Annotated in this window: 12 protein-coding genes and 1 tRNA gene; 6 read left to right on the top strand and 7 right to left on the bottom strand. The window is 39.7% G+C overall.

The genetic code is table 11. From position 1 onward, the window contains the following. Nucleotides 1-62: 62 nt before the first annotated feature. The 4 genes from G6N06_RS01030 to G6N06_RS01015 all read right to left on the bottom strand — a co-directional run bounded on the left by G6N06_RS01030 (nucleotide 63) and on the right by G6N06_RS01015 (nucleotide 6006). Nucleotides 63-3218 (bottom strand): efflux RND transporter permease subunit, encoded by a 3156-nt coding sequence (locus G6N06_RS01030; RefSeq protein WP_163514192.1) that lies wholly within the window; start codon nucleotides 3216-3218, stop codon nucleotides 63-65. A gap of 59 nt (nucleotides 3219-3277) precedes the next feature. Beyond that, nucleotides 3278-3577, bottom strand: coding sequence for a DUF190 domain-containing protein (locus G6N06_RS01025; RefSeq protein WP_163514191.1), 300 nt, complete (start codon nucleotides 3575-3577; stop codon nucleotides 3278-3280). A gap of 165 nt (nucleotides 3578-3742) precedes the next feature. Continuing rightward, entirely contained in the window at nucleotides 3743-4747 is a 1005-nt protein-coding gene (locus G6N06_RS01020) for an efflux RND transporter periplasmic adaptor subunit (RefSeq protein WP_163514190.1), read from the bottom strand. After that, nucleotides 4747-6006, bottom strand: a complete 1260-nt coding sequence (locus G6N06_RS01015) for a TolC family protein (protein WP_163514189.1) — start codon at nucleotides 6004-6006, stop codon at nucleotides 4747-4749. The genes G6N06_RS01020 and G6N06_RS01015 overlap by 1 nt, the downstream gene beginning before the upstream one ends. A gap of 340 nt (nucleotides 6007-6346) precedes the next feature. Between G6N06_RS01015 and G6N06_RS20170 the strand changes: the two genes are divergently transcribed. From G6N06_RS20170 to G6N06_RS01005, 3 genes are read left to right on the top strand one after another with little or no spacing between them, the layout of a single operon-like run. Further along, entirely contained in the window at nucleotides 6347-6511 is a 165-nt protein-coding gene (locus G6N06_RS20170) for a hypothetical protein (RefSeq protein WP_323026705.1), read from the top strand. Next, nucleotides 6462-6707 carry a type II toxin-antitoxin system RelE/ParE family toxin gene (locus G6N06_RS01010; protein ID WP_410173192.1) on the top strand — a complete coding sequence of 82 codons (246 nt, stop codon included), beginning with the start codon at nucleotides 6462-6464 and terminating at the stop codon, nucleotides 6705-6707. The genes G6N06_RS20170 and G6N06_RS01010 overlap by 50 nt, the downstream gene beginning before the upstream one ends. Nucleotides 6708-6717: 10 nt before the next feature. Further along, complete coding sequence (locus tag G6N06_RS01005; protein WP_163514188.1) at nucleotides 6718-7050, top strand: helix-turn-helix domain-containing protein; 333 nt, start codon at nucleotides 6718-6720, stop codon at nucleotides 7048-7050. Between the two features lie 274 nt (nucleotides 7051-7324). Here G6N06_RS01005 and G6N06_RS01000 read toward each other — a convergent pair whose 3' ends face one another. Both G6N06_RS01000 and G6N06_RS00995 read right to left on the bottom strand, forming a co-directional pair. Continuing rightward, entirely contained in the window at nucleotides 7325-8689 is a 1365-nt protein-coding gene (locus tag G6N06_RS01000; RefSeq protein WP_163514187.1) for a HAMP domain-containing sensor histidine kinase, read from the bottom strand. 98 nt (nucleotides 8690-8787) lie between these two features. Further along, nucleotides 8788-9474: a response regulator transcription factor gene (locus G6N06_RS00995; RefSeq protein WP_163514186.1), complete on the bottom strand. Its 687-nt coding sequence runs from the start codon at nucleotides 9472-9474 to the stop codon at nucleotides 8788-8790. A 183-nt stretch (nucleotides 9475-9657) separates the two neighbouring features. Between G6N06_RS00995 and G6N06_RS00990 the strand changes: the two genes are divergently transcribed. Then, nucleotides 9658-10983, top strand: a complete 1326-nt coding sequence (locus G6N06_RS00990) for an MATE family efflux transporter (RefSeq protein WP_163514185.1) — start codon at nucleotides 9658-9660, stop codon at nucleotides 10981-10983. Between the two features lie 106 nt (nucleotides 10984-11089). On the opposite strand, the gene G6N06_RS00985 is transcribed toward G6N06_RS00990, so the two are convergent. Further along, nucleotides 11090-11165 (bottom strand) — tRNA-Phe (locus G6N06_RS00985). 102 nt (nucleotides 11166-11267) lie between these two features. Here G6N06_RS00985 and G6N06_RS00980 point away from each other — a divergent pair. Then, on the top strand, nucleotides 11268-11996 hold the full coding sequence (locus G6N06_RS00980; protein ID WP_163514184.1) for a type III pantothenate kinase: 729 nt from the start codon (nucleotides 11268-11270) through the stop codon (nucleotides 11994-11996). Then, the gene (gene bamG / locus G6N06_RS00975; protein ID WP_163514183.1) at nucleotides 11996-13303 is read left to right on the top strand and encodes a BamG family beta-barrel-assembly machinery protein; all 1308 of its coding nucleotides are present in this window, start codon (nucleotides 11996-11998) and stop codon (nucleotides 13301-13303) included. Before G6N06_RS00980 ends, bamG begins: the two co-directional genes overlap by 1 nt.

Here is a 13303-nt window from a genome sequence, read left to right as displayed (position 1 = left end):
GATTGAGACCTTTCAGTCCCGATAATTATCGGGATAAAACCTGAAAGGTCTTTCAATATAGATTACGCTTCAATTTTATTTTCAACTTCATCTTCATCTTCAATTTTATTTCCCTTCGGCTTATTCACCCACCAATATAATGGCGGAATTATAAGTGGCGCAAACAATAAGGTGCTCGTCAATCCCCCGATAATTACCGTCGCCAAAGGTCTTTGAACATCCGAACCGATGCCGCTTGAAGTGGCCGCCGGCACCAATCCGAAGATAGCCAAAACAAGAATGGTCAATACTGCTCGCAATTGCTCCTTTGACGTTGCCGTAATCATGGTTTTGCTCAACGGATCTTTTGCGGAGGCTCTGTTTAATGCGGATACCAATAATACGGTTGCCATCACAGAAATCCCCAAAATTGAAACAAAGCCAACACCAGCAGAGACGTTAAAATAATAGCCTCTAAGCAACAGTGCCATTACACCACCACCCAAGGCAAAAAGAATACTACTGGCGGTGATTAACGTATGTTTGAAGTTTCTGTACAACATAAATAAGAAGGCAATCACTAGAACTAAGGTCAACGGAATTGTAAACGCCAATTGCTTTCCTGCACGTTCTAAATTTTCATATTGTCCACCATAGACAATCTCATAACCTTTGGGAATCTCTATTTGCGCGTTTATTTTACCCTGTAATTCCCTTACATAACCGCCTTGATCCCTGCCTTGGATATTGGCACGCACCGTCACCATACGTTTATTGTTAAGTCGGTAAATATTCGTTTGTCCTTCCACATAACCAATGCCTGCCAATTGATCCATAGGCACCAATGCCCCAGTAGCCGAAGGAATCAGCAGTGTCTTTAGATCATTGATGTTTTCTCTAAACTCAGGAAGGTAGCGCACCACAATATCATAGCGTTTGGCACCGTCATACAAAACTGAGATTTCTTTACCACCAATTGCGGCTTCAATCATATCTTGAATATCTACTACGTTAATCCCATACCGTGCTGCTTGCTCCCGATTGATGTCGATAGCTATTTGATCTTGCACATTTTCTTGTTCGATATCTACACCTTGACTGCCCTCCATCTCCAGCATGATTTCTGAAATAAGTTCGGCTTTTTCACGCATCATGATCAAATCATCACCAACTATGGAGACGGCTAAATCGGCGGCACTGCCCGTTACAATTTCCATCACTTGGTCAATAATAGGTTGTCCTGAAGCAAAGGCAACGCCTGGGAATTCATGCTCCAGATCGCTGCGCATTTTTTGCACCAATTGTTTCTTTGAAAGCGTATCACTCCAAGTAGAATAATCCTTTAATCCGACTAAAATTTCGTTTCTATTGGCAGGAAACGGATCCGTACCATCGTCGTTCCGTCCGGTTTGCGTAATGACATAGGACACTTGCGGGAACTTGGAAATCACCTCTCTGATTTTAGGGGCGTATTTCGCATTTTCTGTAATGGTAATTCCTGCTGGGAAGTTTGCTTGTAAGAAAATCGACCCTTCATCTAATTCCGGTAAAAATTCCGAACCTAACTTCGTTCCAAAAGAAATCAAAACAAGTACAATAGCAAACCCAATCACCACAGTTTTTTTGTAATGTGTTGTAAAAACGTTCAAAACCTTGACATACTGTTTCTCTAAAAACGTCAAGACAAAGTTTTTAGGTTCTTTAAATTTCTTGTCGGGTTGGGACATGGTTTTGCTGTACACATACGAAATGATCACGGGAATGAAAGTCAGTGCTGCCAACATGGAGCCCAAAACGGCGAAGGATAGCGTTAATGCCATTGGCGAAAACAGTTTACCTTCTACACGTGTCATTAATAAAATCGGTAGATAAGCCAAAATGATAATCGTTACTGAGAAAAAGATTTCACGACCAACTTCTTGGGCAGATAATAGGGTGATTCTAACAATGCCACTTTTCCGTTCTTCTGGGGTTGAGGTACGATATTTCCGAATGAGATGTTCGGTCATAACCACGGCGCCATCCACAATAATTCCGAAATCAATGGCGCCCAACGAGAGGAGGTTGGCTGGAATGCCTGTAAATCGCATGATAATAAACGCGAATAACATCGAAAAAGGAATGGTCAAAGCCACCACCAAAGCACTTCGGACACTTCCCAAAAAGAAAATTAGGATAATGACCACAATACTCACCCCTTCAAACAAGGTCCATCCCACAGTATTTAAAGAGTGGTCAATTAAAAATCCGCGATCATAAAGCGTTCGGATGGTCACATCTTGCGGAAGTTCGTTGGCTTGTAAGTCGGCAATTCGCTGTTTGAGTTCTACGAGGACTTCACTCGGGTTTTCAAATTTCCGAAGTAAAATAATACCTTCTACGCCATTATTCACCTCGATATTTTCATCAGGTACCGAATAGCCTAAAACACCACTCGGTGGCGGCGGCGCAATTTCTACACTCGCCACATCACGGATAAATATCGGAACGCCTTTAACCGCTTTTAAGACGATATTTTCAATGTCTTTTTCGTTTTTGATGGCACCCAAACCGCGCACGGCAAAACCTTGACCACCACGTTCCATGATGTTTCCTCCGGTGTTAAGATTGTTGGCAACCACCGCCTCTTCAATGTCAGAAAACGACAGATCGAACTTGCGGAGTTTATCCGGATCAATAAGAATATGAAACTGTTTTAACGGACCTCCAAAAGTGGTAATATCGGCAACGCCGTTGGTTTGAAGTAAATACGGCTCAATGACCCAATCTTGTAAATCCCTTAATTCCGTAGGCGAATAGCTTGGCGGTGCTTCTACCACATATCTAAAAATCTCACCCACGGCGGTGGATAGTGGCGCCAATTCGGAGATGACGCCTTCTGGTAATTCGGCACTTGCCAAACGTTCCATCACTTGCTGACGCGCAAAATAATCGTCCGTATCGTCCTTAAACGTCAGTTGTACCACAGAAAGTCCAAAAATAGTTCGGCTTCTTCGGTCAATAACATTAGGTACGTCTTGCAGCACCCTTTCTAAAGGAATGGTGACTTGCTGCTCCACTTCTTCGGCAGCACGCCCTTGGTATTGCGCTACCACAATCACGTTGGTATCGGCAATATCGGGATAGGCTTCAATTTTAAGTTCAGTAAAGCTATAATACCCGATGGCCATGATGAGCAGACTTAAAACGACTACTAATGGGCGGTTTTTATGTGAAAATATGAGGAGATTTTTAATCACAGGACATATGATTTATAAATTATAGATATTTGATTTAAAGCGGAAGTCAATGGTTTTACTTACCAAAGATCGACCCGGTGGGTGATGATGAATCCGCCACGGTATTGTTCTCTAAGAACACTTAATGTTGTTTTTACTTTTTCTTCAGAATCAACAAAGGTGATGAGCATGGAGGCTTCATCAAAGGAAAATAATCGGGAAGGTTGTTTCAGCCGATGATGTCTGCCAAAACCCGAATATCCCATCACGGAGGTTGCACCTGCAATCCCATTGTCGATGAGTAAATTCATAATAAAGTCGTGTAAGGGTTTGACGCCTTTGAGTTCGTCTTTATCGATGAAAATTTGTGCTTGTAACATGCTTTTATTTTTTAATCTAAACCTGATTATTAGCTATTCAAGTTTTTGTGTTTATGCTTTTGAAGGGTCTCGACTGCGCTCAACATGACATTCGAATTACTGCGTAAGCTAACTTCATTCAAAATATATTTTGATTTCGTTAATGCTCGACCTGACAAATAAATTTTAGTACCCGAACGATAGACCTTTGAGTTGTAAAACACCTTCAATGGCAACTTCATCAACAGCAGAAATCCCATCAAAAATGATGATCCGATCGCCAATATGTTGACCGATTTTGACTTCTTTACGCTCAAATTCGTTTTCGGACGTTTTTATAAATACATAATGCTTGCCTTGAACGGTCACCAATGCATTCTTGTGCACGCTGACATTATGGTCGTCACTCAAGTCAAAACTCACATTGGCGAACATGCCCGATTTAAGTTTTTTCGAGGAATTGTTTACGATAATTCGCGCTTTGACCATTCGTGTGCTGTGATCGACCACGTCGGCAATGGCATCCACTTTCCCGGTGAATTCGGTGTTTGGGAAGGTATTGAATCGAATATCGCACGAGTCACCTTCTTCTATGTTTCCAATTTGATTTTCAGGAATATCACAGATGAGGAATGCTGTTCCCGCTTTTGCTTTTCGCAAGACATCTGGTGAAAACCCTTCGGAAATCAATTTGGATTCGTGTTCGGTCAAGGCGGCTTTCTCATTGGAAAGTAAACTTTGTTCCATCGTTAAGGCGCTTTCAGCATCCATCAGATCCTGACCTGTTGCGACGCCGTGGGCAGTCAGATCCTTGGTGCGTTCCAATTCCAACTGACGCTGCTTGAGGTTGACGTTGGCAATTTGATTGATGCTGATCTGTAATTGATTCAGCTGTGTATAATGGATCGACATTTCAGGGTTTTCGAACAAAATAAGATTTTGGCTCGCACCTTCGCGTGATGGCAATACGGTGGCAGCTACGTTTGCCGGTGCCGTAAATTTCGCCGAAAGCGTATCGTTATTGAGATGCTCAGTCTTGAAAAAATCCAAGTGTGCAGCTTCTGGAAACTGAATGGTCATCCCGCCATTGGTGATAATGGGTGAGGCTCTATGAATCTGTTCTGTTTTGGTTTCGCTGCCACAGGAGGACAACAAGAGTAAAACAAAAGCGGTGAAAATTGTGTGTTTCATTATTGGGCTAATTGATTGATTAAACCTGCTACGTACAGCAGTTGTATATGACTTTGACGGTATTGCTCTAAAACATCGTTGTATTGTTCCTGGGTTTCCAGCCAACTACTTTGGGCTTCCAAGAAATCGATGATGCTGGTACCTCCTCGGAGATAGGCATACTTTATATTATCTAAAATGGTTTGTGATTGCTCCAAAACCGATTGATAACTTTCTATATTTTGCAACTGAACTTGATATTTGTCGTAGGCTGTAATGATTTCAGTTTCAAGCTGTGCCTGCAAAGTGTGAAGTCGCTGCTCTGCCTGATCTCTTTGGATGAGCGATTTTTTGATTTCACCTTGATTCCGATCAAAAAATGGCAAATCGATGGACGCAGCGAATCCAACATGAGGAATCTTATGTTGTACGTTATAAATCACGCCAATTTCAGGTTGTGGATAAGCCATGCTTTTTTGCAGATGGAGATTGCTTTCAGAAACGTCAATCATGGATTTGGCAGTTTGAATATCACTTCGAAATTCTATCGATTGTTGTAGCAATTCATTTAAAGAAGTCAGTCCATACTCTCCTAAATCTTCTGATGTATCAATTTGAATAGTATCTTGAATCCCCATGAGAAACTGAAGTTCCTTTTTTCTGTTTGCTAATTCTTGACGCTCTGTTGTGTATTGCAAGGCGTATTGTTTGGCTAATAGTTCCGTTCGAAACACATCGGTTTGGGTGATCACTTGATTTCTGTACCGATGTTGATTGATGATGACCAAACTGTCAATATTGTCTTTTGCAGATTTAATGAGTTCCAATTGCTTTTGCGCGGTCCAGACTTCGTTCCATTTTTGTGCGACTTCAAAAAGAATGTCACTTTCTATTTCGGTGTATTCTTTTTGAGATAATTGCGCGCTTTTCTGAGCGACATCAATTTTATTTTTGCGCTGCCCCATAATTTGGAAGGTTTTGGATAATTGCCAAAGCACTTCCCGGTTTTCAGGATTGCCATAATTCGTGCTATTCTCAAAATCGGATGAATTCGCAATCTGAATGGTTTCATTGCTCAGCACCAGATTCGGGCGTAATTCAGCACTAAGAATGTCACTTTCGGCAATAGCCACATTAAAATGCTCAGATTTCAAAATCGGATTGTTGTGCTTTGCCGTTTTCAAGACCTGCTCCAAAGTGAATGGTGTTTGCGCATGTAGAGACTGTAATCCTCCGACAGCGATAGCTAAATAGAGAAATATTTTAAAAATGAACTTCATGTCAGCTTTTTAGTGAATTTTCCTGCGGATTGCATAGAACTACAAAGATTGCCCTCATTTCTCTATTTGTCAGTTAGAGAAGTCATAGAAAAATATTAGAATTTCATTAGAAAAAGGATTGTTGTCGCTTAAAAGCGTTATTGTGATGTAAATGCATCATTGCAAGGAGGTACGGCGGAGCAATCTGTGTTGGATTAAAGCGTCATTGCGAGGAGGCACGACGAAGCAATCTGTAAGTTACGTTGTCGAATTTATTTTTGTAATACGAATCAAATTGAGATAAGTTTCCATATAATTCAACTTTTTTTGCTATTTTTGCCTAAGTCTAATAACAAATTGAATGGAACCGAAATTCGATGTGGTATTTCTTGAAGAGGCTATTGACTTTATGTCCAAATTAGACGCAAAAGCAAGAAATAAAATCTACTATAATTTGGATAAAGCAAAATTCGAAAATGATCCAAAGCTTTTTAAAAAGTTGGCAGACGATATTTGGGAAACCTAACGTAGTGGTTCGGTGCAACCAATTCAGAACACTTTATCAAGGAATTCAATACAGACTTTTTGCGTTTTGGGACAAAACTGACAAAACCGAAACGCTTGTACTATCAACCCACGGAATGATTAAAAAGGTAAGTAAAGTACCAAAAGCAGAAATAGAGAGAGCTATGAAAATCAGAGCTGAATATTTTGAACAATAAAAAGTTGGTTATGGAAACTAAAAAGAAAAAATTGAAAATGATGACCCTTGACCAAATGAAGGACAAGGACATCGGGAAGGTTGGAACCCCAGAAAGAGATGTGTATGAATTTGACTTGCGAATGGAAGTGCTTGGCGATATGATAAAATCTGTCCGTAAAGAACGAAATTTAACACAAGAGCAACTCGGAAAATTAATCGGAGTTCAAAAATCTCAAATCTCTAAATTAGAGCGAAATACCAAAAACGTAACTATAGAGACGATTTTAAAAGTATTTAAAGCATTAAAAGCTAATGTCCGATTTAGCGTAGAAATGAACGATTCTGAATTTAAAGTAGCATAAGAGTAATTTTGATAATAAGTAATATTAAAGCCATTTTCAGTTTGTGCTCATCTGAGCGATCCTGAAAAATTATCAAGCGAAATTTGTGTTTATAATGGTTCGTGCCAAAATTCCTTTCTGCTGTTTGGTTGGCGCAAAGGCTGATGTAAATACTCGTTGCCCCAAGAATGTTTTTATAATTCTGAACTTGTATTCTGAAATCTTCACAATCTAAGTCTTGATTCCCTGCCCGACCGGTAGGTGGGTTGATTCTAACAGCGAAGCTGTCTTAATTCTAATTTGGAAAACTAACATAAAAATCCGTCCCTTCACCTAACTTAGAAGTCACTGAAATCGTCCCTTTATGCAGCAGGATTATTTTCTGGGTCAATGGCAAACCAATTCCATTGCCATCGGCAAATTTCTGATTGTCACCCCGATAAAAAGGTTTAAAGATGTTTTTGAGATCAATTTCTGAGATCCCGATCCCATGATCTGAAAATGTTAACTCAATGCTTTTGTCTTTAAAGAAAATAGAGACTTTAGAATGATGATCTTCCGAGAATTTACAGCCATTTTCAAAGAGATTTGCAAAAGCGACTTTCAGTAGATATTCATTCCCGTTGATGGAGATTTGCGCATCGTTTTCAAAATCGTTTTCAAAGTGAATGTCGATCTTATAATTTGGATTGGCTTGTTGCACTTGCTGCCTGGCATCCAATAAGACTTCGTCAATGCGTACAGATTTAAACGATATTTCAGAAGGATCGTAACTCGCTTTTGCCATATCCAAGAGACTGTTGGAAAGCCGCACAATCTTTTTGGCATCTTTTAAACTGTTTTCGATCGCTTGTTTATAATCTTCACTATTACGTTCTTTTCCGAGCGATAATTCCAGCTCGGTAATGATTGCCGCTAAAGGTGTTCGGAGTTCATGTGAAATGTTTGACACAAAACGTTTTTGAGAATCAAAGGATTGTTCCAGCCGATCCAACATGGCATTAAAAGTTTGTGCGAGCTCTGACAATTCATCTTTATTGTCTTTGGAAGGTAATCTTAAATCGAGGTTGGTAGCGGTGATGTTTTTCGCTTTTTCAGTCATCTTACTAATCGGCTCGAATGCTTTTTTTGAAAAGAAAACCCCAGCGATATAAATAAAAACAATGGAAATAACAAAAACCGAAATACTGGTTTTAAGTAGGCTGTTCAATTTGTTATAGCCGTATTGGTCGTACGAAGTAGCGGTGATAATGTAGTCTTGGCCTTCAAACTCAAATCGCAGTCCTACCACCTGCCAACCTTCTTGGTAGAATTTAATTTCGCCTTTTTTGTAGATGTCGTCAATCATGGGCTTAGTTTCCTTGACCAAATCGATATCCACGGCATCATGGTAAAGCAAATTGAATTCCTGATCGTAAATGGCCACTTCAACTTCATTAAGAACTTGTCGATTACTACGGTAGATATCCTGTAAGGTCTGTGCATTAACTTTAGCGTTAAAGACCAAATTGGCTTTGGTGATCGCTTCTTTTTTAAGCAGCGCATAAAACTCACGTTCGCGGCTTTCCTGAGTGGAATAATAAATGACCGCCGCAAACGCCAATAGAATGGTTGCTGTGATCAAGGTAAATAATAAGGCGAGTCGTGTTCTGGTTTTCAAAATATTGATTAAAAATTTAAGACACTAATTTCAATAATTGTCACGAATCTATTCGCTTCTTTAATATGAAATATTATTCATTTCACGAATAATACCGACTATACATCTTCCCGTTTCAATACGAAACCCATTCCAGATTTGGTGTGGATGAGTTTGTGCTCAAATTCTCGGTCTATTTTTCTGCGTAAATAATTGATGTACACATCAATAAAATTTGTGCCGGTATCAAAATGCGTATCCCAGACTTTTTCGGCAATTTCAGTTCGCGATAGCACACGCTCCGGATTTTGAAGCATATATTCCAAAAGCTTGAATTCTTTGGGCGTCAAACTGATATCCTGTCCGTTGCGCTTGACCATTTTTGTGTGCAGATTCATTTCGAGATCGGCATAATTGAGAATGGTAACGGAACTGTTATTACTGTTATCGCTTCGATTGAGTAAGGCTCTAATCCGTGCTATGAGTTCTCGCATTTCAAAGGGTTTGACCAGATAATCATCAGCACCCGCATCAAAACCCTCCACTTTATCATCGGTGGTGCCTAAAGCGGTCAACATGATGATGGGCATGTTCGGTTTGGATTGTCTAATAAATTTACACAAATCAATCCCATCCATTTTTGGCAGGATAATATCCGTAATGATGAGGTCGTAATCGTTTTGAAGTGCCAGTTTTTTTCCTGAAATTCCATCATAGGCCAAGGTTGGCGTAAAGCCATGTTCTTCCAAGCCTCTTTGCAAAAGCTCGGCAACACGTAAATCGTCTTCAATAATTAAAATCCTCATGGATGCAAATTTACAAATTCATTGTTGCTTTGACATGGGAACAAAATAATACTTATTTGATTGTAGTCATAGTATTTTATCGACTCAAAAAATCAAAATTCTTTAAAGTGTTTCCTAAAAAGTTAAGTAGGTTTGCTGAGGTTTAAATCGGATGCGATTTTTATTCACAACCATTATCATTTAATGAAGCAAAACAATTACCTCTATATCATCAAATTGGCAGTCCCCATCATCATTGCCAATGCCTCCGTGCCCTTATTGGGATTGGTGGATACTGCGGCGATTGGTCAAACCGCATCAGCTTCCGATTTAGGTGCCATAGCTCTTGCCGCACTGATTTTTAGTTTTGTGTATTGGGGGTTTGGTTTTCTTAGAATGGGCACCACCGGGTTTATCGCCCAAGCCTCAGGCGCAGAAGATAGGGATGAGCTCCACGCTTTAGTATTCCGATCTGTTTTTCTTGGGGCTGCCATAGGTTTGGTACTTGTTATCTTGCAGAAATTAATTGGCGAGCTATCGGTTTACTTACTGAGTGCAAGTGATGACATCAAGGAATTGGTCAAAGATTATTTCTACATCCGTATTTGGGGTGCGCCTGCAACCTTGATTACATTTTCATTATTGGGAACGCTCATCGGTATGGGGTGGACGAAGCGATTGCTATGGGTACAATTGTTTCTGAACGGTTTAAATATTGCGTTTAATGTCACATTTGTGGTTGGTTTCGGAATGGGAGTGAAGGGCATCGCACTCGGAACGGTTTTGGCAGAATGGTTGACTCTATTTTTTGCGGGCTATGTGTTGTTTAAAAAACTCGAGTTGAATCGACCTTGGGAGCGAATTCAAGAATTGAAGACACAAATTTTTGACATGCCTAAGTTGATCGCCCTATTTAAGGTGAATTCAGATATTATGATACGCACCTTGGCCTTGTTGAGTGGTTTTGCATGGTTTGCCAATGAAGGCGCAAAGTTTGGAGATCATACGCTTGCTGCCAATCATGTGCTGTTGCAGTTTGTAACGCTATCTGCGTTCTTTTTGGATGGCTACGCACATGTGGTCGAAATGCTGGCGGGGAAAGCTTTTGGAGCTAAAAACAAATCACTTTTTGTGCTTCAGGTCAAACAATCGACGGTCTTGGCTGGAGCCTCTGCCGTATTACTTGCATCGCTTGTTTTCATTAGTGGGAATACAATTATTCCCTTATTGACCAAAGATCTTCAAGTGCAAACCATCGCTTCCAATTATAAAAATTATGCGGTGTTTTATATTTTGTTTTCCTTTATAGCCTTCCAGTTGGATGGGGTCTTTATCGGGGTGACCCGAAGTAAGGAAATGCGTAATGCAACTTTATTATCTATGATTGCCTTTATTGGTTTGGGAATGATATTGGTGCAGTATTATGGAAATACTGGATTGTGGGTGTCGTTTATCTTTTATGTGGTAGTAAGAGGTTTTGCCTTGGGACTTTATTATCCTGGGATTCTTCGAATGTTGGAGGTAAAATAAATTTATAATTAGAGACGCAATGCATTGTTTTTAGTGGAGACGCAATGCATTGCGTCTCTGCCCCCATTGAAAACCAAAAAACCCGAACGTTTGTTCGGGTTTTTGATGGTGGTGCCTCCAGGAATCGAACCAGGGACACAAGGATTTTCAGTCCTTTGCTCTACCAACTGAGCTAAGGCACCAGTCTCGTTTAATGAGGTTGCAAATATAGAAGCATTTTTATTATTCGCAAAACTAAAAGATATAAAAATTGCTTTCGTAAATTTGCAGCTTATAATTAAACTATGAATTTAATTGTTGATGTGGGCAACTCGTTTGTCAAATTTGCTGTTTTTCAAGAAGATGAACTTTTAGAGAAGATCACTACAGAGTTGTCTGATTTTGAAAAAACACAAAAAGAAATTTCAAAAAATCACCCCAAGATCAAGAAATGCATCTTGGCTTCGGTAGGAAAATTGTCAAAAGAGGCCATTATCAAGCTCGAAAAACAATACAAAGTCCTCATTTTAGATTCTAATTTAAAGTTCCCATTTCAAAACCGCTATCAAACGCCTACTACTTTGGGAGTAGATCGCATGGCGCTGGTATCGGCATCAGTGAAACGGTATACAAATAAAGATGTTTTGATCATTGATGCTGGTAGTTGTATAACTTACGATTTTATAAATAGACAAAACGAATATTTGGGAGGTGCAATTTCTCCAGGAATCCGTTTGCGGTATAAGAGTTTGCATAATTTTACGGCGAATCTCCCGTTATTGGATACTGAGATGCCGGAAACCCTCATCGGGGACAGTACTAAAGGCGCAATTCATTCTGGTGTGGTCAATGGAATAGTCAAGGAAATTGATGGAATAATTGATGAATATCAAGCGAAGTATTCAGATTTAACAGTTATTTTAACAGGAGGTGATGCCAATTTCTTGTCAAAGCAATTAAAAAATAGCATATTTGCCAACTCGAATTTTCTTTTAGAGGGTTTGAACTTTATTTTAGAATATAATACACACTAATGATAAAAAAACTTGTAATAGTTTTCATCACCGTTTTCGCTCTTCAGGCGCAGGCGCAAGACGGCTCAGCATCTCCTTATTCTTTTTACGGTATTGGAAGTTTAAAATTTAAAGGGACTGTGGAAAACAGAAGTATGGGCGGCTTAAGTATTTTTACTGACAGCATCCACGTCAATTTTCGCAATCCATCCGGTTATGCGGGCAATAACCTCAAGGTATGGAACAATGAAAATAGACCTGTAAAATTTACGGTGGGTGGAAGTTCAAGCCATTTAAACCTAAAAACAGATGATGATAGTCAAAACGCCAACTCAACAACTTTTGATTATATGGCGCTTGCCGTACCTATGGGTAAATTCGGATTGGGATTTGGATTGGTGCCATACACTTCGGTGGGCTATAAACTGGAATCCTCTAATACAGCTGGCGATTTAGATCAACGTTATAGAGGCCAAGGTGGACTTAATAAGGCATTTGTGGGTCTGGGATACCAAATCACCCCAAAGTTGGGTATCGGAGTAGATGCGAGTTATAATTTTGGAAACGTTCAGAATAGCGCTCTTCAGTTCAGATATCAAGATGGAGAGCCACTGCAATATCACTCCAAGGAGAACAATCGTTCAGATTTGAGCGGTATCAATCTGAATTTTGGAATGAACTACAAAACTATGATCACAAAGAAACTCCAATTGACCACAGGGTTGACTTATACGCCAAAAAGTACGATTAGCTCAGAGAACGAGCGCTATTTCTCTACTGTGGTTGTGGATCCGTTTACAAATCAAGAATTGGTAATAAGTAGTGTTGAAGCTGATTTGGATACCCAAAACTTAAGAACAACAGATTTAACCTTGCCCACTCGAATGTCTTTCGGAGCGGGTATAGGCGTGCCACAAAAATGGTTTGCCGGGGCCGAATATACTTTTCAAAAAACCAGCGAATTTGACAATCCTATTTTTACCATTGGAAATGCTGAGTTTGTTGATGCTTCAACAATTGCAATAGGTGGATTTTATATTCCCGATTATAAATCGTTCTCAAGTTACTGGAAACGAGTCGTTTTTAGAGCTGGTATGCGATTCGAAAACACGGGCCTTGAGATAAATAATCAAACAATTAATGAGTTTGGCATGTCTTTTGGGATTGGGTTACCAGTTGGAGCAGATTTCTTCTCGAATGCCAATATCGGTTTCGAGTTCGGTAAAAGGGGAACTACCAAAGCAAATTTAATTCAAGAAAATTTTATGAATTTGCAAATTAGCTTATCTTTAAACGATAGATGGTTCAACAAAAGAAAATATAATTAA

It is taken from the genome of Gelidibacter japonicus, assembly GCF_010725055.1.
Lineage (GTDB): Bacteria > Bacteroidota > Bacteroidia > Flavobacteriales > Flavobacteriaceae > Gelidibacter > Gelidibacter japonicus.
This window is presented reverse-complemented; position numbering and strand designations above follow the sequence as displayed.

What these genes read in the sequence shown, in the direction of transcription:
- G6N06_RS01025 (WP_163514191.1), bottom strand. Translation starts at nt 3,577, where the DNA reads ATGTTACAAGCACAAATTTTCATCGATAAAGACGAACTCAAAGGCGTC.
- G6N06_RS01020 (WP_163514190.1), bottom strand. Translation starts at nt 4,747, where the DNA reads ATGAAACACACAATTTTCACCGCTTTTGTTTTACTCTTGTTGTCCTCC.
- G6N06_RS01015 (WP_163514189.1), bottom strand. Translation starts at nt 6,006, where the DNA reads ATGAAGTTCATTTTTAAAATATTTCTCTATTTAGCTATCGCTGTCGGA.
- G6N06_RS20170 (WP_323026705.1), top strand. Translation starts at nt 6,347, where the DNA reads ATGGAACCGAAATTCGATGTGGTATTTCTTGAAGAGGCTATTGACTTT.
- G6N06_RS01010 (WP_410173192.1), top strand. Translation starts at nt 6,462, where the DNA reads ATGATCCAAAGCTTTTTAAAAAGTTGGCAGACGATATTTGGGAAACCT.
- G6N06_RS01005 (WP_163514188.1), top strand. Translation starts at nt 6,718, where the DNA reads ATGGAAACTAAAAAGAAAAAATTGAAAATGATGACCCTTGACCAAATG.
- G6N06_RS00995 (WP_163514186.1), bottom strand. Translation starts at nt 9,474, where the DNA reads ATGAGGATTTTAATTATTGAAGACGATTTACGTGTTGCCGAGCTTTTG.
- G6N06_RS00990 (WP_163514185.1), top strand. Translation starts at nt 9,658, where the DNA reads ATGAAGCAAAACAATTACCTCTATATCATCAAATTGGCAGTCCCCATC.
- G6N06_RS00980 (WP_163514184.1), top strand. Translation starts at nt 11,268, where the DNA reads ATGAATTTAATTGTTGATGTGGGCAACTCGTTTGTCAAATTTGCTGTT.
- bamG (WP_163514183.1), top strand. Translation starts at nt 11,996, where the DNA reads ATGATAAAAAAACTTGTAATAGTTTTCATCACCGTTTTCGCTCTTCAG.